The following is a 22,654-nucleotide window of genomic DNA, read 5'->3' as shown; positions in this document are numbered from 1 at the left end:
GAATACCCCCTTCGTGTGCGTAGCGGGCTGGACCTCAAAAACCACCGCGGATTTACAGAAGAGCTCCTAGATCATGGTAGGCGTACTGCCCCGGTGAGCCTTAAGGAATATTTATCCCTGCCTTCGCTCCAAAGGATTGCATTTGACGACATGCGCCGGCGAATCATCACTCGTGGGGTAATGGTTAAAAACGACTCATACCTGAACGTGCAGGGGGTGCTGGCTAGGGTTATGCGCGAACACCAGTATGCCAGCGGTGGCGGTCATGGCGTGCTCGTGACCGGAGACTCGTACACGGGCAAAACAACCGTCGCCCGAATTCTAATGCTGGACCTGCTGACACAACGCCTGAATCAGGATTCTCGCTGTGTTGAACGCGGTGAGGTGCCCGTAGCCTACGTGAACCTTCCCTCGACCGGAACGCCATTGGGGCTGTATCGAATGATCGCCCAGTTCTATGGGCTACCGATCGGCCATCGCGAAACCGAGGCACGGTTAGAGGGAATGGTTCAGCACGCGATCAACGACTGTCGCACAGAATTGCTCGTGATAGATGACGTTCATAATCTCAAGTACGGCGGAGCGCATTCCCGTAAGGTCAGTGCAGCCATCCGACGACTCGGCGATGACATAGATTGCCCCATACTCCTGATAGGAATCGGGCTGCAGAACACCAACTTGCTTAGCGGACCGGAAGGAGCACAGATTGCAGAGAGATACCGGGTGGCGGAAATGGTTTCCTACGAGAAGAGGAGTTCCAAGGGCTGGAAAATGCTCGTCAGCAGCCTTGTCAGCTCGATGCCCCTGTTCGGTGAAAACCAACTTGGGCTAAAGGCCCTAGGCGCTGACTTGCACACACTTACGAACGGCCGAATAGGTGCACTCAACTCGCTCGTCAGCCGCGCGGCACTGGACCTCATAGATCTTCGTAAGCCTGAAGATGAGGTCCTTACATTCGGAATTGCGAAGGATAAAGCGGCAGAAATTGCCGAGGAAACTCTCTTTAGATCCGCTATGCGGCGTGGAGCGCACATTGGACATTGAAGAAGTCGGCGACCTGCCTCTGACTATGACACCAGTTCCTTTTCCCGGGGAAACTGTCGCAAGCTATGCGGCTCGGTTAGATGGCGCGACTGCCGCCCACCAGGGGCACCTCTGGCGCCTTGCCGTTTCGACCTACAGACAAAACCGAAACCTACCTGCCCGTAGCCGCATCAGTCAGGAGATTGCAGAGCGCGAAGCACTAGCTCTCTGCCGCAAAGTAGCCGGGAGCATGGCCGACAGACTGGTACTACAAGGGCGCACCTTAAGGAACGTGTGGCATGCGTGTCAGAACTGCAGCAATGGAGCGATCCTCTCGCTCCACCCAGACCACGGACAACTGGTCTGCCCCGTCCACCAAACATGGACCGGACCGACAGTAATTACGAGCCGGAATACGCCTCCCCCTTGGGCTATCCCACCGCCGGCGGCAGAACATTCGCAACCAGTGGGCAAGGAAGTTGCAGAAGCCGCCGCACGCATCGGCCTCAGCAGCGCGCCGAGGCTAATCATCGAGGAAGTACTTCGCCGAGCAGCGTCCGCGGTCCGAAACGAAAACAACTCAGAGCCAAAGCCCGGAGACCTCACAGCAGCGGCGGCCATACTCGAATCCGTTACAGATTCAGGCGTCATTCACGCCATTAGTGACCACACTCGGCCGTACAGTAACGCGTACGAGGAAGTCTCGCGAAGGATGTCTGAGGCTGCAAATCCCGTCGGAGACGCTGGTACAGATCAGGCTTGGTTAATGCTCCGGTGGACAGCGGCCGCCAGCCGTTATCGATTCGGAGGTGAATGGAACACAGAGGACCCTTGCCCTCTGATTGACCCTGTTGATGTGAGAAGCAGCGCGGGGCCACCTCTGCAACCTTTCCATACATTCCTTGACTGCCTTCGAGCACGCGAGAGGCAAGACCAGCAATGGTGGGCCGATCGATACCGGCAGAGAGGAATCATTACGCGATACCTGTGCCCGGCAGGACACGTGAGCAGGCGACACCCGCCGAAAAACTGCTTCCGTGATCCCTACGACACCGCCTGCTCGATTTGTTCCGGTCGTCAGGTGTATGCGGGATACAACTCACTCGCTGACAGGATGCCCTGGCTAGCTGCCGAGTGGGACCCTGACGCGGATCATGGACCAACGCCATGGACAGTGTCAACAGGCAGCAATAAATTAGGGCACTGGGTTTGCCCGCAAAACCACCATTATGACGCAATCTTCGCTCAACGTGCCTCGAGGGGAACCGGCTGCCCCCACTGTGGATTTGGCAAAGTGCTCGTAGGCACAAATGACCTCGCTACCACTCACCCCGAGTTAGCAAAGTTGTGGGACTCTGAGAGCAATAGAAAGACACCCCAACAAATCTCAGCAGGAAACGCAAAGGACCGCATCAACTGGCGGTGCGCCCAGGGACATCGCTTCGTTCGGACACCAGTCCGCCTTGTTTCCTCTGGCGGTCGCTGCAACATCTGCACGGGCCGCACTCTACTAACGGGCTTCAATGACTTGGCCACAAAGCGTCCGGATGTCGCGGCGCAATGGAACGACGCCCGCAACGGGACACTAACCCCCGATCAAGTCCTGGCCGGGTCAGACACGAAGGTGTGGTGGGTTTGCCCCAATCGCCATGAATTCGAACGGCGAATCTCAAACCGCTGCAGGTACCCGAAACTGACGTGCCCTGTGGAGACAGGGAAGAGCCTGCAGCCTGGGGTGTCCGACCTCGCCACACGCGAGCCATTACTAGTCCGCGACTGGGACCACGATCGCAATGGCTTTGCTCCTGCAGAAGTGGTGCCAGGAACAAGAAAATATTGCTGGACTTGCCCAGCTGGCCACACCAAACATGTCTCCGTCGTCAACAGGCGCAGGGCAGGCGGATGCACAAGCTGCCCGCCCGCCAGCCGGGCATTACCAAACAAGGTGCGGCAGCGCCGCTCCGGCGGGTCCGGATCCTAGACGGGGCAGGCGCACACTCCCTCGGACACATAGCGCCACGTGCGGGGTTCATTGCTGCCGCCTACTGAACGACCCCGCACACTACAGGGCATGCGGGGTCGTTCTTTCTAGAGGAAAGTGGCTTGTATTCCCAAGGAGCTCAACATGCCCGTTAACATAGACCTAGTGTTTTGGGCGGCCTGTTCACGCAGTTTCGATTCCTCCGCGGCAGAGGCCAGCTTTGTTTCGGCAAGTTTAAAGAACTGTGCCTGTTGGGGCGCCTCCATGGCGTCGGCGATTCGGTCCAAAACACCGCGGTCCTGGCTGAACACATATGAACGATCATGGTCCAGGTTGGGCTTGTCCAGCTGTGGCTCGGGCAACCGAACAGTCACCGACTTCCCGTCGGCTGACAGTGTCAGGTCGTTGTCCGCGAAACCAGAGAGATCGACATAGGCGTCGACCGTGCCGACGGCAACGAACAAGGTCCGCCGTCCAGTAATGAGGGTTGGGATGCCAGCGATGTTGTCCTCGACGTCCAGCACTGTTTCAAAGTTACCTACAGCGGCGTGATACTGGCTGATGTCTTTGATCGACTTCAGCAACGTGGGCTGGCTCCGGTCGGTCCGGTGCGACTGAAATGGGTTGAACCCTGCCATATTCGATACGCCCACTACGGCTAATCCCAAGATGATGGTGCCGACCAGCACCATCATGATGCGCTTGATCACTGGATGTGCGTCCTTTGCGGCGTCCCGGCGTTCGCCGTCGAAAGTCGTGCACGATCGAGTCCTCGAAGGATCAGCTCACCAGCAACTCCGAGGCCGAGCAGCGTCAGGAGGGTGCCGTTCCGGGCGGAGCTGGCGGCGATGTAGGTGTTCTGCGTGGCTGTGATAGCAGCAATATCGTTGGCGTACCAACCGTTGACCACCGACTGCTGCGGGGCTCCCTTTGTTTCCCCGTTATTGACATCGTTCTTGACGCTTGCAGCAGCGAGGTCGGACTTCCACGTGGAAGGGCTGCCGGCGTCGACAGCAGCAGGTCCGGTGCCGACCCAGGTCAAGATGAACAACAATCCGAGGACTGCGCCCAAGATGACACGGGTCAGCTGGATTGGCCCTGCGGACGCTGCAAATTTTCTAATCCGGCCTTTACTTTTGCCGACGTTCACTTGGGGAGCGCTCTCCGGGGCCGGAGGAACGGAGGGGTTGTTGTAGCTCGTAGGCGGATCGTAAGACGACATAGTTTTCCTATTTTCGTGATTTGTTGCTTGCTGCCCGTTGGCAGAAGATCTAGTTGCTAAAGGCGGGCCTCTGCAAAGCGCGGCGCCATCGACTCCATCTGCTCCATGACCAGCTTGATGGCCTCCGGCTGCTTGTCCGGCGGATACCCGAACCGCACCAGCAGTCGCTTGATCGAGGACCGCAGCTTCGCCCGGACGTCATCCCGGACAGTCCAGTCAGTGCGGACGTCGCGCCGCATGACGGCAACCAGTTCACGGGCAATGTCGGCCAGAACGCCTTCGCCTTGGACCTCTACGGCCGACTCGTTCTGTGCCACCGCGTCGTAGAAGGCCAGCTCGTCCGAGTTCAGCGGGGGAGTGAACTGCTCCCCACGCTTCCCCTCCGCGGCCACCTCACGAGCCAACTCCACCAACTCCGCGATTACCTCAGCCGATGTCAGCTGCTGGTTCGTGTACTTCCTCATCAGCTCGGTGATCCGTTCCGAGAAAGCTCGTTGCCGGATCACGTTGTTCCGCGTGGAAGAGGCAGATTCATCCGCAATCAGTTTCCTCAGTGCCTCAATGGCCAGCTGTGGGTTCCGTGCCTGTTGCGTCTTGGCGATGAACTCGGGCGTCAGGTCATCCAGCGACGGCTTGGGCATACCGGCGGCCTCGTAAATGTCGAGCACTTCACCGGAGGAGGTGGCGGAAGCAAGCAGATTCCCGAGCAGCCGTTGGATCTCTTCGGGCACCGGCTCGCCGCTGGCCTGCCGGTCCGCGGCGTCGTACTTCGCCATCCAAACCCGGATTTCCTCATACACCTGGATCTCGGGACGCAGCTCGGCCAGCGTGTCCGAGCCAGAGCACAGCGCCCACGCACGGGACAGCTGACCGGAGAACTTGCGGTACTTCGCGGCGAGTGACTCTTCACCATCGGCAGGCTGATTACCGGGGGTGGCGGGATTCCTCAGGTAACTCACGGCTCCGGTTACGGCGTTCAGGAAGGCCTTGTGCCCTCCCTTCATCAGGACGGATTTCCAGTCATGGCCAGCCAACAGGGAACGCAAATTCTCCACCAGAGAAACCGTCAGACCCACAGCCTCCTCGATGTTCTTGCCCACCGGCTTGTTCGCCTGGTCAGACTGCGTGTATTCGCTCAACGCCTTAGACAGGTTCTCGGCCAGCGGCGCATACGCCACCAACAGGCCGTCTTCCTTGCCACGGAACGTGCGGTTGACCCGGGCTAGCGTCTGCATCAGCAGCGCGCCTTTCAGCGGACGGTCCAGGTACAGGGTGTGTAGCGGGGGAGCGTCGTAGCCGGTGAGCATCATATCTTTGACGATCACCAGCTCTAGCTCGTCGTCGACGTCCTTGAGCCGTTCTTTTACCTGGGCATTCAGGGAATCACGACGCACATGATTAGACACGGGCGGCACATCGGTCGCGTCGCCTGAGTACACCACCTTGATCTTGCCCTTCGACAGGTCGTCGGAATGCCACTCGGGCCGCAGTGCGACGATGGCCGAGTATAGGTTCGCGCAGATCTCCCGTGTCCCGCCCACAATCATCGCCTTGCCCGGGGCCTCAATAAACTTCAGCATCCGTTCGCGTCGGCTCTCCCAGTGCGCCACGAGGTCCTCGGCCAGGGCAGCGATGCGCTGCGGCGCACCATAGACAGCGTTGACGACGGCGACACTCGCCTCGATGCGCGCCCGTTCCGTATCGTCGAGTCCGAGGGTCAGTTCATCGGCGGACTTGTCCAGGTCCTCTTCCGTGACGCCTTCGGAAAGCCCCACCCTGATCAGCCGCGGCTCGAAGTACACGGGCACGGTGGCGCCGTCCTCCACCGCCCGCGAGAGGTCGTAGATGTCGATGTACTCGCCGAAGACGTCCTGGGTGTTCCGGTCGTCGAAGGAAATCGGAGTTCCCGTAAAAGCAATGAGGGTGGCGTGGGGGAGTGCGTCGCGGAGGTGCCGGGCGTAGCCGTCCAGGTCGTCGTAGTGGGAACGGTGTGCCTCGTCCACCACCACGATGATGTTGCGCCGGTCGGAGAGCAGCGGGTGGTCGGTGCCGGCGTCTTTCTCGGACTTGCTGCGGCCGAACTTCTGCAGGGTGGTGAAGTAGATGCCGCCGGTGGTCCGGTTGCTCAGCTCATTCCGCAGCTCGGAGCGCTTCTTGATCTGCTTCGGTGACTCGGCAAGAAGAAGACTACGGTCGAAGCCCTCGAACAGCTGGCCGTCGAGCTCATTCCGGTCCGTGATGACCACGACGGTGGGGTTCTTCAGCTTGGGCGCCCGCGCCACCATGTTGGCGTACAGCTCCATTTCCATGGACTTACCGGAGCCCTGGGTGTGCCAGACGACTCCGGCCTTGCCGTTGCTTTCAACCGCCTGGATGGTGCTGGCCACGGCCTTAGTCACGGCGTAGTACTGATGTGGCTTGGCGATCCGCTTGGCCAGACCGCCGGAGCCCTGGTCGAACGCTGTGAAGTTGCGCGTCAGCTGCAGGAAACGTTCCTGGTTGTAGAGGCCATCCAGTGCGGTGTCCAGCACGGTCACCGCATCGCCGTCGAGCATGTAGCCCTGGGGGACGGGGACGCCGTCGTCGTCGACGTTCCACGGTGAGAAGTGGTTGAAGGGGGTGAACGGCGTTCCGTACTTGGCCTGGATCCCGTCGGTGGCGAGTGTGAAGACGCAGAAGCGGAATGCCATGGGGAATTCGCGGAGGTACGTCTGGAGCTGGGCGTGGGCGCCGGGGAGGTCGGCGTGGGCGCTGCCGGCCTTCTTGAGTTCGATGATGCTGACGGGCATGCCGTTGCAGTAGAGCACGATGTCGAAGCGCCGTTTGTAGTCGCCCTGGACGAGCGTGACTTGGTTGACGGCGAGCCAGTCGTTTTGGTCCGGGGCCTGGCTGAGGAGCCGGATGGTGGGGTTGGCTTCGGTGCCGTCAGAGTCAATGTAGGTGAGCCTGTAACCGTCGACGAGGCAGTTGTGAATTCGGTGGTTCTCGGCAAACGCATCGGTGGACTTAGGCGATGCGATTTCCTCTAGCGCCTGCTGCAGGTACTGTGCGGGGACTGCTGGGTTGAGTCGCTGGAGGGCGGCAAGCAGTCGCGGCCGGATTAGCAGCTCCGACCACGACTCGCGTTCCCCGGTGCCGGGCGCAATAGCTTGACCCTCCAACGGCTTCCAGTCCAACTCGCCGAGCCGCTCTTTCGCGGCGCCTTCCCAATCGGCCTCGGAAAAGGCTAGTGCTGGTGCTGTCACGGTGATTCCCCCAAAATCGATTTGTTGTTCAGCTTACTCAGGCTTCGGGGACTATCCCCGGTTGCCCACCAGAACCGTGTTGGACCCTTACACCCCGGCGTTCTCTAGGATTTTCTCCGCATCTCTGACCCGGAGCTTTCCGGACATGAGCGGGGGGAGGAGCGCGTCGCGTGTTTCGGCGAGCTTGGCATTTTCGCGTAGCGCGTTTCTGGCAATTGCGTGGAGAGTCTCGGCCTGGCGACCGAACTCTTCCATGACTCTCGAATCCGCGAGTCGCACCTTGATCTTCTTGAAATTTGCTCGGTTGAGCTCAAGGAATGTTGCGCCGTTTGCGAGAGAAATGAATTCATCCACACGGCTCCGCATCTCGTGAAAGACCCAGTACCTAAGGGCGGGATCAGTTGGCTGCACGACGATGAAGCCTTGATTCACCGCCATGGGCGTCTGTGCGATGGCGAAGGCCCCGATGGTCGCCCTGGACGTCATGAGGATTGAACCGGGTGGATACAGTGAAGAAGCACAGGCCGATAGGCCAGCGTGGGAAATCATCCGGTTTGTAGTTTCGAGATACGGCCCCTGCAGCGGCGTGACATCGGTCGGGGTTGCCCAGTGGATGTCGCCGTCCCAGTACTCAAGAACCGTTGTACTCGGCGTACCTCCACCGGAAACCATAGCGATGTCGCCAAAGTTCTGGTCCGAGACTGCGATGCCATGCACTGCCTTGTGGAACTGTGTGGTCGCCAGCGCATCGGCCGTCGCTGCAAGTTTGGTGTTGGCGGCGATCTTGTCGTCGAGAGCGCCCAGAACCTGTGCGATTGCCTGCTGTTCATCAAGGCTCGGGATTGATACGGGCCATGCGCCCATGGTGGAGAGGCTGATGCGGTTTACGGTTGCGCCGTGGATAGTGTGTTGTTCAATCGTTCGCTGGAACCCTGGGCTCAGATAGTAGTAGAGGAGAAACTTGGGATCTACCACTGAACGGTTCGGACGAATAAGTGCCATGCGCCTGCCGAGGCATGCGCGAACGTCCGCAGGCATGAGGGCTGCCTCCCCGAGTCGCGTCTCATAGGAGAAGAGAAGGTCCCCCTCTGTGGGCTCAACGCGCTTGGTCCATTTCTGAAAGTCCATTTCTGATACGTGATCGGACTGGTCCAGTTCCAAACGTCCGCCGTTCAAACTGGCGATGTTCAGGAAGTAGGGCCCCGATTCAATCCGCTTGGGTGTCGCGTGGGGACCGTCAAAGAGCGTGCCAAGGTCCCGAACGGTCAGATCAGACATCAACCCTCCCCAACTGCTCGCGCACAACAGCCGCCAGGCGCTCGGACTCCTCAAACTGCTCAAACAGCTCCTTGGACAGCCGGGCGATCTTCTCCTCGATCGGCTCTCCGTCGTCCTCAACTTCTGCAGCGCCGACGTACCGTCCGGGCGTCAGCGCGTAGTCCGCTGCCTTGACCTCGGCAAGTGAAGCCGAATAGCAGAAGCCGGCCTCGTCGTCGTACGTCAGGCCCGCCTCAACCGCAGAAGCGGTGCCGCGCCACGCGTGGTAGGTGTTGGCGATCTTGGCGATGTCCTCGTCGGATAGGGCGCGCTCGGCGCGGTCCACCATGTGGCCCAGGTTCCGGGCGTCGATGAAGAGCACCTGCCCGGTCCGATCCACGGAACCGCGGGGACCGGCGGTCTTGTCCTTCGCAAAGAACCAGGTGCACACCGGGATCCCGGTGCTGCGGAAGAGCTGGGTGGGCAGCGCCACCATGCAGGAGACGATGTCGGCTTCGACCAGCTGGGCGCGGATCTCGCCTTCGCCGCCGGAGTTGGAGGACATGGAGCCGTTGGCCATGACCACGCCGGCGCTGCCGCCGGGCGCCAGTTTGGAGATGATGTGCTGGATCCAGGCGTAGTTGGCGTTGCCGGCCGGCGGGACGCCGTACTTCCAGCGCGGGTCGGAGTCGGAGCGGGCCCAGTCCTTGATGTTGAACGGCGGGTTGGCCATGATGAAGTCCGCGCCGTTGTTCCCGGTCAGCTCCGGGTGTTGGTCGCGGGCGAAGGTGTCTCCCCAGCGCGAGGCGAGGTTGGCGTTGAGGCCGTGGATGGCGAGGTTCATCTTGGCCATCCGCCAGGTGCGCTCGTTGAGCTCCTGGCCGTAGACCGAGATGTCCGAGCCTTCCAGGTGGTGGGCCGCCAGGAACTTTTCGGCCTGCACGAACATGCCGCCCGAACCGCAGCAGGGATCGTACACGCGTCCGCGGTGCGGCTCGAGCACTTCCACCAGCACCCGGACCACGCCGGCCGGGGTGTAGAACTCGCCGCCGCGCTTGCCTTCGGCCTTGGCGAACTTCTCCAGGAAGTACTCGTACACCTCGCCCAGCAGGTCGCGGGCCTTGCTGGCGCCCTGCCCCGTGAAACGCGCGGAGTTGAACAGGTCAAGCAGCTCGCCCAGACGGCGCTGGTCAACGTTGTCCCGGTTGTAGATCTTGGGGAGCGTGGCGGCCAGGGACTTGTTGTCGGTCATGATGAGGTCCATCGCTTCATCAATGAGCAGCCCGATGGACTTGGGCGCCGCGCCGTCCACGGCATCCAGGCCCTTGGCGTTCTCCGCAAGGTAGGTCCAGCGTGCCCGGGGCGATACCCAGAACACGCCGCGGCCGGTGTACTCGTCCACGTCGTCGATCAGCTGGGCGATCTGCTCCTCGTTGAGCCCGTCCGCTTCCAGCTCGGCCTGGATCTGCTCCCGCCGCTCCTCGAACGCGTCCGACACATACTTCAGGAACACCAGCCCCAGGATCACGTCCTTGTACTGCGAGGCATCCATCGAGCCGCGGAGCTTGTCCGCTGCCTTCCAGAGTGTGTCCTTGAGTTCCTTCATGGTGGACGGGGCGAGGTCCACCTTCGCTTTCGGGGGCATTATTCAGTTCCTTCTTCTGGTCCGGCGTGGGTCATAGGGTCTGTCAGGGTGAGGCTTCCGCCCGCTACGCCGTCCGTAATCAGGGTAGCGAGTTCTTCGAGTTGTTTGAGTCGTTCACGCGCGCGGGCCTGCTCGTGTTGCAGGGCTCCGAGCGCGGTGGCGAGCGGCCGGCGCTGCCGGTCAGGGCTCCGGCGCAGCTGCCAGGTCCGCCAGTTTTTGTCCGCGTCCGGCCGCACGTTGATGTCCGCAGCCACGACGTCCGGCACCAGGCCGCCGGGGTCGCCGCGGTCTATCCTCAGGATCCGGGCAGGGAAGACGACGACGGCGCCGCCCTCCGTATCGACCATCGCGGCGGGACGCGGGCTGGTACAGAAGATGACGTCGCCCGGTTCGGTGAGGCGCCCGGCAGGGTATTTGGCGGCAAAGTCCAGCAGGGCGATGAAGCGGGGCCGGCCGCCGTGTGGTTCCAGCAGTTCCTCGCGGCCGAGGATCCTGCTGCCGGCGCGGAGGTTGATGTGTTCTGCCTGCAGACGGACCCCTTTGACGTACTTCAGGTTTCCGGCATTGAGAAGGTCCTGGACGGCTGCCGGATGGAGCCGGTCGCCGGGGCCGTTGGCTTCGACGGCGGGGAGCAACGACCCGGAGGCGGGGGATGACAGGGCATGGAGCAGTTCCTCGATCCGGAGCGCAGCTTCAGCGCAGGGTGCCGCCGTCGAACTTTTCGCAGCCGCTCCCTTCACCAGCGAGCCGTGGCGGGCCAGCAGGATGCGGGTCTGCACCAGCCGGGCGAACCGGAAGGAGTGGGCGCGGATGGTGGCCCTGTCACCCATCGAGGCGGCAACGTCGCTGATGAGGTCCTGGCTCACATCAAGGGTCAAGGCGGTGGTGCTGACGTCGGCAACCATGGTCCAGCGGTCTGCGATGGGAACGTCCGCATATGAGGGGCCCAGCACCCACAGCGCCTGGGGCTCGCGGGGCTTGGCCCGCAAGAGTCCCGGCTGCAACTTGACGATGGCTCGCAACCGGCCGGAGCGCAGCAGATCGGAGCGGAGGTTTCCTGCCTCGCCCGACAGCGCATCGCAGAGGACGCGGGCGGGGGCAATTATGACGGCCCTCTGGGAGTCGTCCATCTGCAGCGCGATGTTCTCGATGCCGGACAGGATGCCCGTCGTGTCTGCCTCAGGATTTCCCGGGGCCGGATACTGGGCCACGTGCACCGCGGGACCGCTGACGGCGAAGGCGCCGTTGGAGTCGATCTTCACGGGAGCGTTGTCTGTACCGTGCACTGCCAGGCGCCTGCGGGCAAGCCGTGACGCGCCGCCGTCGAGGTCAGCTGCCAGGAAAGTAGCCGCCGTTGTTTCCCCGGCCTGCTGCGCAATGCGGAGCATCACGTCGCTTCCGCCTGGCGTCGAGTCGACGTAGACGGGCCTGCCGTCCAGTGTGGCTGCCAGCTCCCTGGCTGCCGCGCCGACAAGCTTGAGCGCAGCGTCTGTGAGTGCAGTGTCCGACTGTTCGCGGAGGCCCTCCTTGAACCGGTGGGCCAGCAGCTTTTCGAAGGCTGCGGGGGCACTGAACGCGCTGTCCGCGAGCCTGTCCGCGAAACTGGCGAGCCCCGTCAAGGCGGAACCAAGCGCCTCGAGCTCGGTATAGAGGAAAACGTCGTCGGGGTCTGCTTCGTCAGCGGCGTCCAAAAGCTGGGCTGCACTCATGCGGCCGAGGCTCTGCCCGCTGATGACCTTTAGCGTCAGCAGGGAGGTGAGCCCATCGAAGGTCTGCCGGCTGTCCCGGGGAGCTTCCGATGCAGGGGAGGCCAGGCGGGCAAAAATGGCGACGTCGTTACGCGCCTCGGGATTATTCCCCCGCCCGGTTGCGTGGAGCCATGCGGTGACTTCAACGGCGTCGAACAGTTCGACGCCGTTGAGATGTCCCTTCGCTGCGGGGAACGGCAATGCGGTGCTGCTGCTGCGCTTGCGCCACATGGAGACAACCGGGCGTTGCACTTGCGCCAGGGCGGCGATGTCGGACAGTGACATGCGCAGCGCCGTACCTGTTACTTCCATTACTGCCCCCATCAGTCGTGATCGTTCATCAGCCTAGCGACCGACGCTGACATTCCCCCTTTGCGGCTGATAAGGGGGGTTATCAGCATCTTCACGCCTGCCATATCTGGCCTGGTCGTACGTTCGTTCTGCAGCCACGAAGGAATCTTCCGGAGCTGCGGCGGCGGCGGGAAACCGCACATTGGGGGAGCAGGATCCCGCCGCCGTTTAGCGGTCATCCACGAACAAAGGAAGAGAACATGGCCAACACTCCAACCAGTCCAGGTCCAGGGTCGCATGAGGCGTCCATCGAGGAAGTCTTCACTGATCCCGCAAGCAGCCATGCTGCTCCGGCAGCGAAGCCCCGACGGAAGAAGCGCGTCCTTGTAGCGGGCGCCGCCGTCGTCCTCTTCGCCAGCGGGGTTGCCGTCGGAACGGCGCTGCCAGACCCAAAGGCGAGCCCGGCCTATAAGTCCCTCGCCGGCGAAAAGTCCACCGTTGAGACGGAACGTGACGCGGCCCTGTCCAGCTACGCATCGCTGAAGGGCAAGTACGACACCCTGCAGAACGGCATCACAGGCCGCGAGTCCACGGTCTCGGCCCGCGAAGCCGAAGTGTCCAAGGCTGATGCTGCGGTGAAGGCTGTCGAGGCCGCCGTCAAGAAACGCGAGGACGCGGTAACCGGCGCCGAAAAGGCCAAGGCCGCCAACACTGTGGCCGACGGCACCTGGACCGTGGGCTCCGACATCGAACCCGGCACCTACCGCGCCGCAGCAGCCGTCGGTTCCACCTGCTACTGGGGCATCTACCAGTCCGGCACCAACGGCAGCAAGATCATCGAAAACGACATCCCCGGCGGCGGCCGGCCCGTCGTCACCCTCTCCCCGGGCCAGGACTTCAACTCAACCCGCTGCGGCAAATGGGAAAAGCAGTAACAACCGCAGCACCCACTCTCGAAAGGCACCACCATGACTGACCAGAACTTTGCATTTCCCACCCCGCCGGCAGCTCCGGCACTTGCCAAGCGCGCCTTCTACAAAAAGAAGCGCTTCGTCCTCCCGGCCGGCGTCCTGCTGCTCGGCATTCTCGTGGGCTCATGCGCCGGCGGCAGCAAGCCGGCCGCGGACTCCAGCCCGATTGCCTCAACTACAGCCTCTGCCGAAGCAACGGCCCCGGCCGCCGCTGCTCCTGCCGCCCCGGGGGCGGCAGCACCGCCGTCGTCCGCTCCTGCTGCTCCCGCGGCACCTGCTGTCGGCGTTCCGTTCTCCGTGAAGATGCGCAACGGCAACGTCGCCAGGGTCACCGTTGTGTCCGCCGTCCGCACCGACTCTGTCACCAACGGCGCCTTCGCCACACCATCAAAGAACGGCACCTACCTGCTCCTGGACGTGCTTTGGGAAACGGAATCTGGCAAAACCAGCTCCAACCCGCTCTACTTCTCGGCAAAGGATCAAAACGGACGTAAAGCCGACATGAGCCTGTTTGCCGACAACCAGCTCGGCTCCGGCGAGATTCTTCCCGGCGACAAGGCACGGGGAAACATCGCTTTCGATATTGCACCGGGAGCTGCCACCGTCATCATTTCTGATCCGCTGCTGCAGGAAGCTGCACGGATCCAAATCCCGGGATAAGCTCGCTTCCGCCCGTGCACTCTGCCCGGCGGAGGCCGGTGCAGCGTGGCGGGCACGATGTTGCCGCCTCATGCGGGACACTGATGACGGCGCGCCGAGGAGCCTTGGCTCCTTTGCCGCGTACTTGAATTGCAGCGTTGATAGAAGGGCTCAGGGTTGAGCCTGTGGTTTAGAGGGGGACAACGTAAATGATTGAGAGCGAAGCTGTCACGCTGGAGACCCAGTTGGATGACGAGGAAGCAAACGCAGACATCGCGAAGGCGGTTAGTGCCCGTCACTCAATTGCGCGCAAGTACGTCATGCGGATTCGGCGCCGGCGTCCGGAGGCGACACCTGCGGAGGTTATTAGGTTGCTCGAACGCCACTACAGCACGTCAATCACGGCTGCAGGGGCCGCGATCACCGCTGGGTCGATCGCCGCGGAAGTTGGAATTGCCCTCATTCCGGGCGGCGGAGTTGCAGCCGCCGGTATCAAGACCGCAGGCAAGCAGGCCGCCAAGAAGACCGTACAGGTAACCGCCAAAGAGGCGGCCAAGGTCGCTGCCAAGAACATGGCCATGGGCGCGGCGAAAAGCGGCGCCAACCGGATCGCTGCACTGCTCCCTGCCGGGGATCAGCAGCTCCAATTCGAGCTGACGGCGATCTTCGGCCTGGCCCTCGCTGACATCCACGGGAAGGCCCTTGACCAGGACCAGGCCCATGCCCTGGTCTACGGGCTGACCAATGAGCGGGTAAGCCAGGAGCAAATTGCCATCATGGCCAAGGACGTCGCGGAGACTTCCCCCGACGGTGTGGTGGGCGTTGGCCACAAATTCGCGGCTGCCAGCGGGGATTGGTCCCACTGGGCGACTACCCTGGCTGATACCCTGCCCAGCGGCGCCGCGCAAAGCCTCGTCCGGACCATGCAGACGGGTCAGCTGGACACGGTGCGGGAAACCTTGAACGGAAAACATCAGACGGCGATCGAATATGGCGTGGGTGCGCTGACTGGAGGCGTGAGCCGTTTCGTGTTTGGCCGGGACGTCGTTGAGTCCGCCCGTAAAGCATTCCCTGAGGCTCCGGCGGAGTTCCCGGCTCACCTTGCCCTGCATATTGAGTTGTCCGACGCCGAGGACCAGGAGTCCGAACCCAACCGGGCACTTGCAGCCTTGGAGGATGCTGCGAAGTCCACGGGAAGCTGGATCACTGGGACGGCCAGCACAGTTGGAGAAGGGGTGGCAACCGGTGCCTCCGCCGTGGGCTCGGGGGTGGCAAGCGCTGCCGCTGCGGTGTCCCGCCCGTTCCGTGCCGTGGATGTTGACGGCGACGGTATTCCGGATGAACCGCAGGCCCTGTCCGCGGTCAAAGGCCTTGGTGGTGCGCTGGCCGGCGCCACCGGCGCGGCGGGTGGAAAGGTTGCTGGTTTGTTCAAGTCGCGGAAGCGAGACGCGGCAGACACCCCGGAGAGAGCGTCCCAGGAATGAATCCAGACGCTCGTTGTGCCGAACTGGCCGCGGCCATGGAAGCTGGCTTTTTGAAAAACCACTACACCGGTGAGCACTGCCATAGCCTTGCCGACGCATACATGGCTTCTTTGGCCGAGAGTTCCCTACCTGAGGACGTAGAGGCGCGCAAGGAATACGACGACCTCGTTACGTGGTCCCTGAATACCAACGCGTCCCCGGGAGAAGTCGTGAGGACGTTCAACTACATCCGTGTTAAGGCGGTTCGAGTTGCTATGAAAGTTGCCCAGAGGCGCGGCGAGGTCGGCCAGCACGAGTTCCTTTATTAGGCACGGGGACGCCACAGTACCTAATCGGACAATTTGGGCCGCACATAGGCGGCTTCACTGAAGCTCAGCCGGGACGGCCTCCGCGAGCCCCGCAAACTTTCAAATGAACGGGACGTGATTGCGGTGCTTTCAAGCTCAGGTCCTGGCAAGATCGGGGCGCTTCTGGTGGAAGATCTTCCAACTGGACCCGCAGCTCACACTGGTTATTTCGATACGCAGGCCGGCGGCACATTCTGTACTGTGACAGCCGGTTTCAATGGACCCCGCATGTTTTGTGCGGGGTCCATTGCGCTTCCCGGGCGGCACGAACCGACAGCACACGTTGAGCTCACCGCGCGGCGAGGTACGCAGCCAGGCAGTCCTCGCCGAGGGACCGTGGCAGGCGGAAGTAGTCCACTGTGCCTTTGCCCGCTGGCATCATTGAGTTGCTGCCTGATTGAGAGGGGATGCCAGCGCGCGCCTGCGGGCGCGAAGGCAACTTCGGTGGCTCCCAGTCCTGGTGCTCACTCTTGTATTTGCGCCCGGAGGGTGAAACCCAGCCGGGCGGCTCATCCTTTGACGCCGCCGTCGGCCGCCACTGGCTGATGTGCCGCAACCGATGGTGCTTGGGACATGGCTGTCCCAGGTTGCTGATTCCGGTGGTCCCGCCCTGGTGCCAGGCGAGCAGATGATCTGCTTCGTTGTCCAAAGAATTGTTGTTGCAGCCGGGGAAGGGACACTTGCCGTCCCGCAAACGCAGCCACGTCCGCATGGCCTTTGTGAGCCGGTAGCTGGTGCGGCCTATTTCCAGCGGGGCGCCGTCCCGGGGATCCACGAGCACGCGGTAAAACGAAGCGGCTCCGTTGGCTACGAGATCCCGTGCCATGGCAGCCGGGATGGGGCCATAACCGTCCAGCATCGCTGGTTCGTCCGTGGCACCGAGGAGGGAAAATACCGGGACGGTGACCAGGACTTCGGCGCGGGGAACGGGGATGTCAGCAAGCCCCTTCGACGCGGTACCGGCGTCGTCAGTTCCCGCGGACCCGCCGCAGCAACCGGTGCAGCCGCTGCCCCCGCGGAGGGCCGTAGCGGCGAAAAGATCCGCGCGAAGTTGGGTGAGGGTGCGCTCCTCGTTGGGTCCCTGGAAGCCCCGGGCTATAGCGGTGTAGCGGTTCCAGATGGCCGTGGCCTTGTCTGCCGGCAGGTATGCGGACAAGCGTGCCATGCCGTCCTGCTCCGGAGCGAACTCAAGGCACCTCTCCTCCACGCTCTTTGCGTGCCGTATTTCGATGCTGTCCGGATGATTGCGTTCGCGCCAGACCCGGGCCTTGCGCCGGAAGCGGTATGCGGGCATCTCCCCTGCGGGGCAACCGCGGGCAGCGTCCGGCGCGTCCGGGTCGAGGAAGTGGGCCTCCAACGCGGTCGCGGCGTCAGGGTTGAGGGTGGCGGCCTCCTCCACCATGACGCGGGCGTGCTGCCACGACATAGTTCCAGCCTTGAGTGCTTCCATAGTCCGGGGCAGCGAGGTCGTGAGCGCGTAGGACTGTGCCAGAAGTACACCGGCGGCACGGTCGCCGATGGCCAGGAGGCAGCCTACCTCCGCGGCGATGGCCATTTCCTGCGCCTGCACCGGGATGTCCGGGGGAGCGATGGACCGCGCTGACTCCGCGAACGTGGACACAGCCTCGGCCTTCAGTGCGGCGACACGGGCCTCGGTCCGAGCCAGTCCGGCCAGGATGTCCAGGCATTCGTCGGCGCCGGCGGCCAAGGGATCGTTGGCTGCGGGCGCTCCGCATGCGGCTTTGGCTACCTCGCCACGGACCACGGCAAGGGCGGCGTCGATCGCCTCAAATGCCTCTGCCACCGCGTCCCGTCCCATGTACTAACGATGAAGGGAGGGTCTGACAATTTGAGCGGGTAGTGGACTGCACCGGAAGTTTTCGCTACTACCCCCGGATAGTCGTTGCCCATAGGCTATGTGAGCAGATGAAAGGGTTGCGCACAGTGGCCCACGGCCTGTGGGTCCGTTCTGCTGCAAAGGCGACGCCGTTCAGCTACGGTCAGGAGCTGCGCTGCACTTCCACGACAGGGGACACATGAGCACAGTGGACATCAAAGGCAAGGCGACGCTGGAGTTGTCCGATGGAGTCCTTCGCTTGAGCTGGAAGCAGGGAACCTACGTAGGCATCGACGTGGCCAACGCCGCCCTCGCGGCCATCTCCTCCTTGGCCCAGGGCACCAGGTTGCCGATGCTGGTCGAAATCCACGGTGTGACCCACTCTGCGGCCGCTCGAAAAGTCTTTCCCGACGCAGCCAGCATTTCGCGTATGGCATTGCTGGGTTCCTCTCCCGTTGATCGCGTCATCGGCATGTTCCGCCTCCCCCTGGCACCGACGGGATTCCCGGTCAGGTATTTCACGTCTCGGGACAAGGCAATGGCGTGGCTGCTTGAGGACTCGGAGGAGGAAGCCACGGAACTGGGCGACACCGACTGATCGCGGTTCCCATCCAGGCAACACCCGCGAGGAATGCCCGCCGGTCCGCATCTACGGGCACGGGGCCGGCGGCGGATTGGGGGGTTGCATCCGGTCTCGGGATGCTCCGGCCGCCGGCCCTGGCTCGATGTGCAGACCCTGCCCCAGCGGCAGGATCTTGACCTCAACGATAGGACCCGTCACTGAACGGCAACCCACGATGGGCACAAGGTTCGCTCAAGAGTGGCTCTGGCATTACCACTGGTTTTTGGATGACGGCGGTCAGATAGGATGCGAATTCCATCAACGATGGAAAGACCCCGTGAAGCAGAGTATTTTCGCCCGCGTTGCCCAGCTCGCCAAGGCCAACCTGAACACCCTCCTGGACTCAGTCGAAAACCCGCAGAAGATGTTGGACCAGATGATCCGGGATTACTCGGAGAACATCCGCGAAGCCGAGGCAGCCGCGGCGCAGACAATCGGCAACCTCCGGATGGCCGAAGACGACTACACCCGGGCAGTGAACGACGCGAACACCTGGGGCAGCAAGGCCGTAGCCGCCTCACGCAAGGCCGATGAGTTCCGTGCCGCCGGCAACAACGCGGACGCCGACAAGTTTGACGCCCTGGCCAGGCTCGCCCTCAGCCGGCAAATGACCGCCGAATCAATGGCCAAGTCCCAGGCGCCCACCTTGGCCGCGCAGAACCAGGCTGTCGACCAACTGAAGAACGGCCTGGACCTGATGCGGGCCAAGCTCCGGGAACTGACCGTAAAGCGCAACGAACTCGTTAACCGTGCCCGGGTCGCCGCCACCCAGTCCCAGGTCAACGACGCCCTCAAAGCCCTGGGCGGTGGAGACCCGACATCGGCGACCGGCCGTTACGAAGACAACGTCCGGCGCCGGAGAGCAGACCGAAGTGGAAGCCCGGCTGGCGGCCCTCAAAGCGGGTGACCGGAAGGCCCTCGGCTCCCGGGATGGGTGAGGATGGAGCCGTAGCTGCTGGAAGATTCTGCCCCTAGGATGGCGCCATGAGGAAGTGGGGCGAGATGCATCCCGCGCTCCGTGCCGTTCTGGTTGGCGCACTCGCTTGCGCCGTCATTCTGGCAGCAGGACTTATCGCCGGGGGAAGCCTCGACGACGCCATCGCGAACGCCGTCTTCTACGCGCTGATGGTCGGTGGCGGCGTGTTCTTCCTGACGAAGCGGTTCCCGACCACGGCGGAGAAGCTTGATGAGCACGGCGACCTGGTCGTCTTCCTGCGATTCCCCGATTCATCGCCGGGCTCGTTGAGCAGCATCTGGCAGATGGGGATTGCCAGGCCGGGAGCCAGGCGGATCGATTTCCAGCCCATCGTCGACGACACGCTGATCCCCAGTGGCCGCAGCAAGGCTCTCACCGGGCTGGGGACATCAGGCGTTCCGGTGCGGAAAGTTAACCGTCACCACAATCAACAGGGCGTGCCGTTGGACTTCCGGATCCTCACCCTGGACTCAGACGGCGGCGTCATAGAAATCGCAGCCGGCCCGGCTAACCTCCAGAAACTCGAGCACGCCGTCGAGTCCGCGTCGCCGTAGCCTGTGGCTGGCAGATCGCCGGAATCATAGCTCAGGAGGAGTACAGGCATGCCCGTCGGCGTCGATCGGGTTTCCGCAGAGCGGGCAAAGGGGCCGCCCGGCGCCCACCACTTCACGTGTGCGCTTGGTGAAGGCGCGGGCTGTCCCTACTGGCATCCGCACCAACAGCATTTCGGGAGCCTCGGCCCCGTCCTCGCCAACGGACTCGTCGTCTGGATCAACATCGGCATCGGAGAGGGGATAGGCCTCAATCACCACCTGCGCCGTCGCTGGGTCCCAGCCCAGGCCCATGGCACCGGTCCGGAACTGCTCCTCAACAGCCTCAAGCGGATCGTTGTCGACCAGCTCAATGGGCGTGCCGGTGGGGACGCTGAACGGGTTCCCTTCGAGGGTGATGAGTTGGTCGAGAATTTCATCGATCTTCTCGGCGAGCAGGGCAGATTGCTGCTTCTCCATGGCGATGCTCACCAGCTGCGCCCCCGCGCGTACCTGCAAGTAGAACGTGCGCGCACCCGGAGCTCCGACGGTGCCGATGACGACCCGATCCGGCCAGGCAAACTCGTGAACAAGTGTAGGCATGTGAGTATTTTAGGGGAGATGGCGTGCGCGGCGGGTTTGCCCTGCCGCACGGGAGTTCACGGAGCGCGCAAGTGAGCCAGCACCAGCCCGATAGGTATGCTGACGGCGATCACCACCAGCAGGGCCCGGTATCCCCACGAAAACCAACCGGACGTTGGGCCCCGGCCCTGAACGGTCCGGAACATCAATGCCAGCGAAACAACCAGCAGCGCCCCGCCGGCATCAACAACCCACGGGTTGCCGGTCAATGTCCCGCCAATGACGGCCGCAGAGGCGCCGTTCCAGGCCACCAGCTCCGCAACTGCTTTCCACCCCACAAAGCGTTGCGGGGCCAGGAAGTACTGGGCAATGCCCAAAGCACCCTGTGCCACTCCTCCGACGAGCACCAGGTACGCAGCGGCCCACGACCCATGCTCAAGACGGAGCGGACCGGTGACTGCCGCAACCAACCCGCCCGCCACAACGCACAACAGCGCGACCGCGCCGAAAGCCACGGCCCCCTTCATAGTGCCTCCCGGCATCACACGTGACGAGTCGCTCATGCGCTCCAAGCTACTGCACTGCTTCAAAGGGCACGGCGCCGGCTACTCCATCAATGAATAGGACGAGCCCGTGCGCGTGCGCTGCAAAAGGCCGAAGTCGACCAGGTAGCGGCGCAGCAGGACGACGTCGTCGGTATAGCTGAGCAGCCGCTCATTGACTTGCCGCTCCGTCAGCGTTTCGCCAGGTTCGACGATCTCGTTGGCGATCCTTGCCAGCAGGGCCCGCCGCTCGGCAACGTTCGCAGGGTATCGCTCGATCCGCCCCAGCCGCATGAACCTGTCCAGCCCAGTCCGCGGCTGCCGGCGCGGCTGCTGGGCCAGCAGGTCGCGGAAAATCGAGTCCACTGCCACCAGCCCACCCGATGTCTGCTGTTGCACCAGCCCCGACTCAGTCAGTGCTGCGAGCGCCCGCACCCGCCGCTGTTCCTTCACCCCAGGCAGGACGTCCTTGGCCGCCGCACCCAGCACAATCTGAGCGTAGGCAATCCTCGCATCGGCATTGCCCAGTGCTGCCAGCACCCGCCGCCAATGCGGGCCGTTCATTCCTGTGCCTCCGGCCACCTCGATTTTCTCCTCTTCACGTACTCACACCCAGGCATTGGAGTGTGCCGCAAAATCCTAGCCCTGGTGCCGTGGTCCCGGGAAGCGGTGGTGAGGTGGATCTGTACCGATGCCCTGTCCGCAGGGTTCGCCCCTGGCAGCACCGAAGGAGGCACCGGAGCGGGCATCCCGGAAGCGCGTTACGCGTCCCCGTCCTTGGCGTAGAGGGCCAGGAGATCGCGGCTGAACTCGTGCGGGGATGTTTCGCACGGACTGTGCCCACCGCGGTACACCCCTATCCGCGCCCGGATTGCCTGGGCGAACAGCCGGTGCAGCCGGAGCGGCCACAGGTCATGTTCACCCACCGCCACGAACTTGGGAAGCGGCGCCTCCGCCAATGCGGCCCGAAGGTCCGGGACGTTCTGCATCAGGGTGTAGATATCGCGGACGGAGGCGCGGCGGGTGAAGCGGAAGCGGTAGTTGACGAACCGTTGCCGTCCCGGCGGTACATGGGCCACCCTGCCGCTCCGGATTCCCCAGATCAGCAGGGCAGCGCCGGCGCGACCGTTCACCCAGGTGCTGAACCGGCCAATACGGCTCACGCCCCGGAAACTCTGGCCCGGTTCCGGCGGGCACCCCAGAAACGTGATGGACCGGAACAGTTCGGGCCGCTGCACGTAGGCAAGCTGGGCGATGATGCCCGCGAAGGAATAGGCCACGATGTGGGCCGGGGTGGTTGTGGTTTCCAGGACGGCCAGGAAGTCATCCACGAACAACCGGTAGTCGTAATGCTTCCGGGGCGGCACCAGGTTCTCGGGGCCGGCGCCGGCTGACTGGTATTGGCCCGCCAGGTCGTAGGTCAGCGCGTAGTAGCCGGCTTCGGTGAGGTCCGGCATCATGAGCGAGAAATCCTCTTTCGAGCCCGTGGCACCGGGTATGAGTACGACGGAGGGATCTTCCGGATTTCCCAAGGCCATGGCGGCCAGCTTTCCGCTGGGAACGTCGATCGTGAACTGCACGGCGCCCAGTGGCGGGACCGACCAATCGACGTCGCCCAACCCGGCATCCAGCAGTGCCGCTGCATCTACCTGGGCAGAACCGAACTCCTCGGGGTCAACCCCGTACTCTTTCCGGCCCGGCTCCGCCATGGT

The 22,654-nt window shown here is 63.0% G+C and carries 18 protein-coding genes and 1 pseudogene; 8 read left to right on the top strand and 11 right to left on the bottom strand.

The window, feature by feature from the left end:
* Window positions 1-93 precede the first annotated feature (93 nt).
* On the top strand, window positions 94-1,044 hold the full coding sequence (locus LDO22_RS04375) for a TniB family NTP-binding protein (protein WP_224026227.1): 951 nt from the start codon (window positions 94-96) through the stop codon (window positions 1,042-1,044).
* Between the two features lie 2,067 nt (window positions 1,045-3,111).
* On the opposite strand, the gene LDO22_RS04365 is transcribed toward LDO22_RS04375, so the two are convergent.
* The 6 genes from LDO22_RS04365 to LDO22_RS04340 all read right to left on the bottom strand — a co-directional run bounded on the left by LDO22_RS04365 (window position 3,112) and on the right by LDO22_RS04340 (window position 12,433).
* Complete coding sequence (locus LDO22_RS04365; RefSeq protein ID WP_224026226.1) at window positions 3,112-3,714, bottom strand: DUF4230 domain-containing protein; 603 nt, start codon at window positions 3,712-3,714, stop codon at window positions 3,112-3,114.
* Complete coding sequence (locus LDO22_RS04360) at window positions 3,711-4,154, bottom strand: hypothetical protein (protein WP_224026225.1); 444 nt, start codon at window positions 4,152-4,154, stop codon at window positions 3,711-3,713. The genes LDO22_RS04365 and LDO22_RS04360 overlap by 4 nt, the downstream gene beginning before the upstream one ends.
* 128 nt (window positions 4,155-4,282) lie before the next feature.
* Window positions 4,283-7,471 (bottom strand): type I restriction endonuclease subunit R, encoded by a 3,189-nt coding sequence (locus LDO22_RS04355; protein ID WP_224026224.1) that lies wholly within the window; start codon window positions 7,469-7,471, stop codon window positions 4,283-4,285.
* 87 nt (window positions 7,472-7,558) lie between these two features.
* Window positions 7,559-8,749: a restriction endonuclease subunit S gene (locus tag LDO22_RS04350; protein WP_224026223.1), complete on the bottom strand. Its 1,191-nt coding sequence runs from the start codon at window positions 8,747-8,749 to the stop codon at window positions 7,559-7,561.
* Window positions 8,742-10,373, bottom strand: coding sequence for a class I SAM-dependent DNA methyltransferase (locus LDO22_RS04345; RefSeq protein ID WP_224026222.1), 1,632 nt, complete (start codon window positions 10,371-10,373; stop codon window positions 8,742-8,744). The genes LDO22_RS04350 and LDO22_RS04345 overlap by 8 nt, the downstream gene beginning before the upstream one ends.
* Entirely contained in the window at window positions 10,373-12,433 is a 2,061-nt protein-coding gene (locus tag LDO22_RS04340) for a hypothetical protein (protein WP_224026221.1), read from the bottom strand. Before LDO22_RS04340 ends, LDO22_RS04345 begins: the two co-directional genes overlap by 1 nt.
* A 239-nt stretch (window positions 12,434-12,672) precedes the next feature.
* Between LDO22_RS04340 and LDO22_RS04335 the strand changes: the two genes are divergently transcribed.
* The 4 genes from LDO22_RS04335 (at window position 12,673) to LDO22_RS04320 (ending at window position 15,814) form a co-directional block, all read left to right on the top strand.
* Window positions 12,673-13,347, top strand: coding sequence for a hypothetical protein (locus LDO22_RS04335; protein WP_224026220.1), 675 nt, complete (start codon window positions 12,673-12,675; stop codon window positions 13,345-13,347).
* Window positions 13,348-13,380: 33 nt separating this feature from the next.
* Window positions 13,381-14,043 carry a DUF4352 domain-containing protein gene (locus LDO22_RS04330; RefSeq protein WP_224026219.1) on the top strand — a complete coding sequence of 221 codons (663 nt, stop codon included), beginning with the start codon at window positions 13,381-13,383 and terminating at the stop codon, window positions 14,041-14,043.
* A gap of 188 nt (window positions 14,044-14,231) precedes the next feature.
* Window positions 14,232-15,506, top strand: coding sequence for a hypothetical protein (locus LDO22_RS04325; RefSeq protein ID WP_224026218.1), 1,275 nt, complete (start codon window positions 14,232-14,234; stop codon window positions 15,504-15,506).
* Entirely contained in the window at window positions 15,503-15,814 is a 312-nt protein-coding gene (locus tag LDO22_RS04320) for a hypothetical protein (RefSeq protein ID WP_224026217.1), read from the top strand. The genes LDO22_RS04325 and LDO22_RS04320 overlap by 4 nt, the downstream gene beginning before the upstream one ends.
* Before the next feature lie 328 nt (window positions 15,815-16,142).
* Here LDO22_RS04320 and LDO22_RS04315 read toward each other — a convergent pair whose 3' ends face one another.
* Window positions 16,143-17,672, bottom strand: coding sequence for an HNH endonuclease signature motif containing protein (locus tag LDO22_RS04315; protein WP_224026216.1), 1,530 nt, complete (start codon window positions 17,670-17,672; stop codon window positions 16,143-16,145).
* A gap of 217 nt (window positions 17,673-17,889) precedes the next feature.
* Here LDO22_RS04315 and LDO22_RS04310 point away from each other — a divergent pair, with 217 nt between their 5' ends.
* The 3 genes and pseudogenes from LDO22_RS04310 (at window position 17,890) to LDO22_RS04300 (ending at window position 19,842) form a co-directional block, all read left to right on the top strand.
* Entirely contained in the window at window positions 17,890-18,288 is a 399-nt protein-coding gene (locus tag LDO22_RS04310) for an STAS/SEC14 domain-containing protein (RefSeq protein WP_159631832.1), read from the top strand.
* Between the two features lie 301 nt (window positions 18,289-18,589).
* A pseudogene (locus LDO22_RS04305) lies at window positions 18,590-19,250 on the top strand (PspA/IM30 family protein).
* Between the two features lie 46 nt (window positions 19,251-19,296).
* Complete coding sequence (locus tag LDO22_RS04300) at window positions 19,297-19,842, top strand: hypothetical protein (RefSeq protein ID WP_224026215.1); 546 nt, start codon at window positions 19,297-19,299, stop codon at window positions 19,840-19,842.
* A 24-nt stretch (window positions 19,843-19,866) separates the two neighbouring features.
* Here the strand turns inward: LDO22_RS04300 and LDO22_RS04295 are convergent, their stop codons facing one another.
* From LDO22_RS04295 to LDO22_RS04280, 4 genes are all read right to left on the bottom strand, one after another.
* Entirely contained in the window at window positions 19,867-20,421 is a 555-nt protein-coding gene (locus tag LDO22_RS04295; protein WP_159631835.1) for a DUF3090 domain-containing protein, read from the bottom strand.
* 56 nt (window positions 20,422-20,477) lie between these two features.
* Complete coding sequence (locus LDO22_RS04290) at window positions 20,478-20,963, bottom strand: hypothetical protein (RefSeq protein WP_224026214.1); 486 nt, start codon at window positions 20,961-20,963, stop codon at window positions 20,478-20,480.
* 42 nt (window positions 20,964-21,005) lie between these two features.
* Window positions 21,006-21,506, bottom strand: coding sequence for a DUF2087 domain-containing protein (locus LDO22_RS04285; protein WP_159631836.1), 501 nt, complete (start codon window positions 21,504-21,506; stop codon window positions 21,006-21,008).
* Window positions 21,507-21,703: 197 nt separating this feature from the next.
* Window positions 21,704-22,651 (bottom strand): alpha/beta hydrolase, encoded by a 948-nt coding sequence (locus LDO22_RS04280; protein ID WP_159631837.1) that lies wholly within the window; start codon window positions 22,649-22,651, stop codon window positions 21,704-21,706.
* Window positions 22,652-22,654: the final 3 nt, after the last annotated feature.

It is taken from the genome of Arthrobacter sp. NicSoilC5 (genome assembly GCF_019977395.1).
GTDB lineage: Bacteria > Actinomycetota > Actinomycetes > Actinomycetales > Micrococcaceae > Arthrobacter.
The sequence above is the reverse complement of the archived record's forward strand: the minus strand, read 5'-3'. Positions and strand labels throughout refer to the sequence as shown.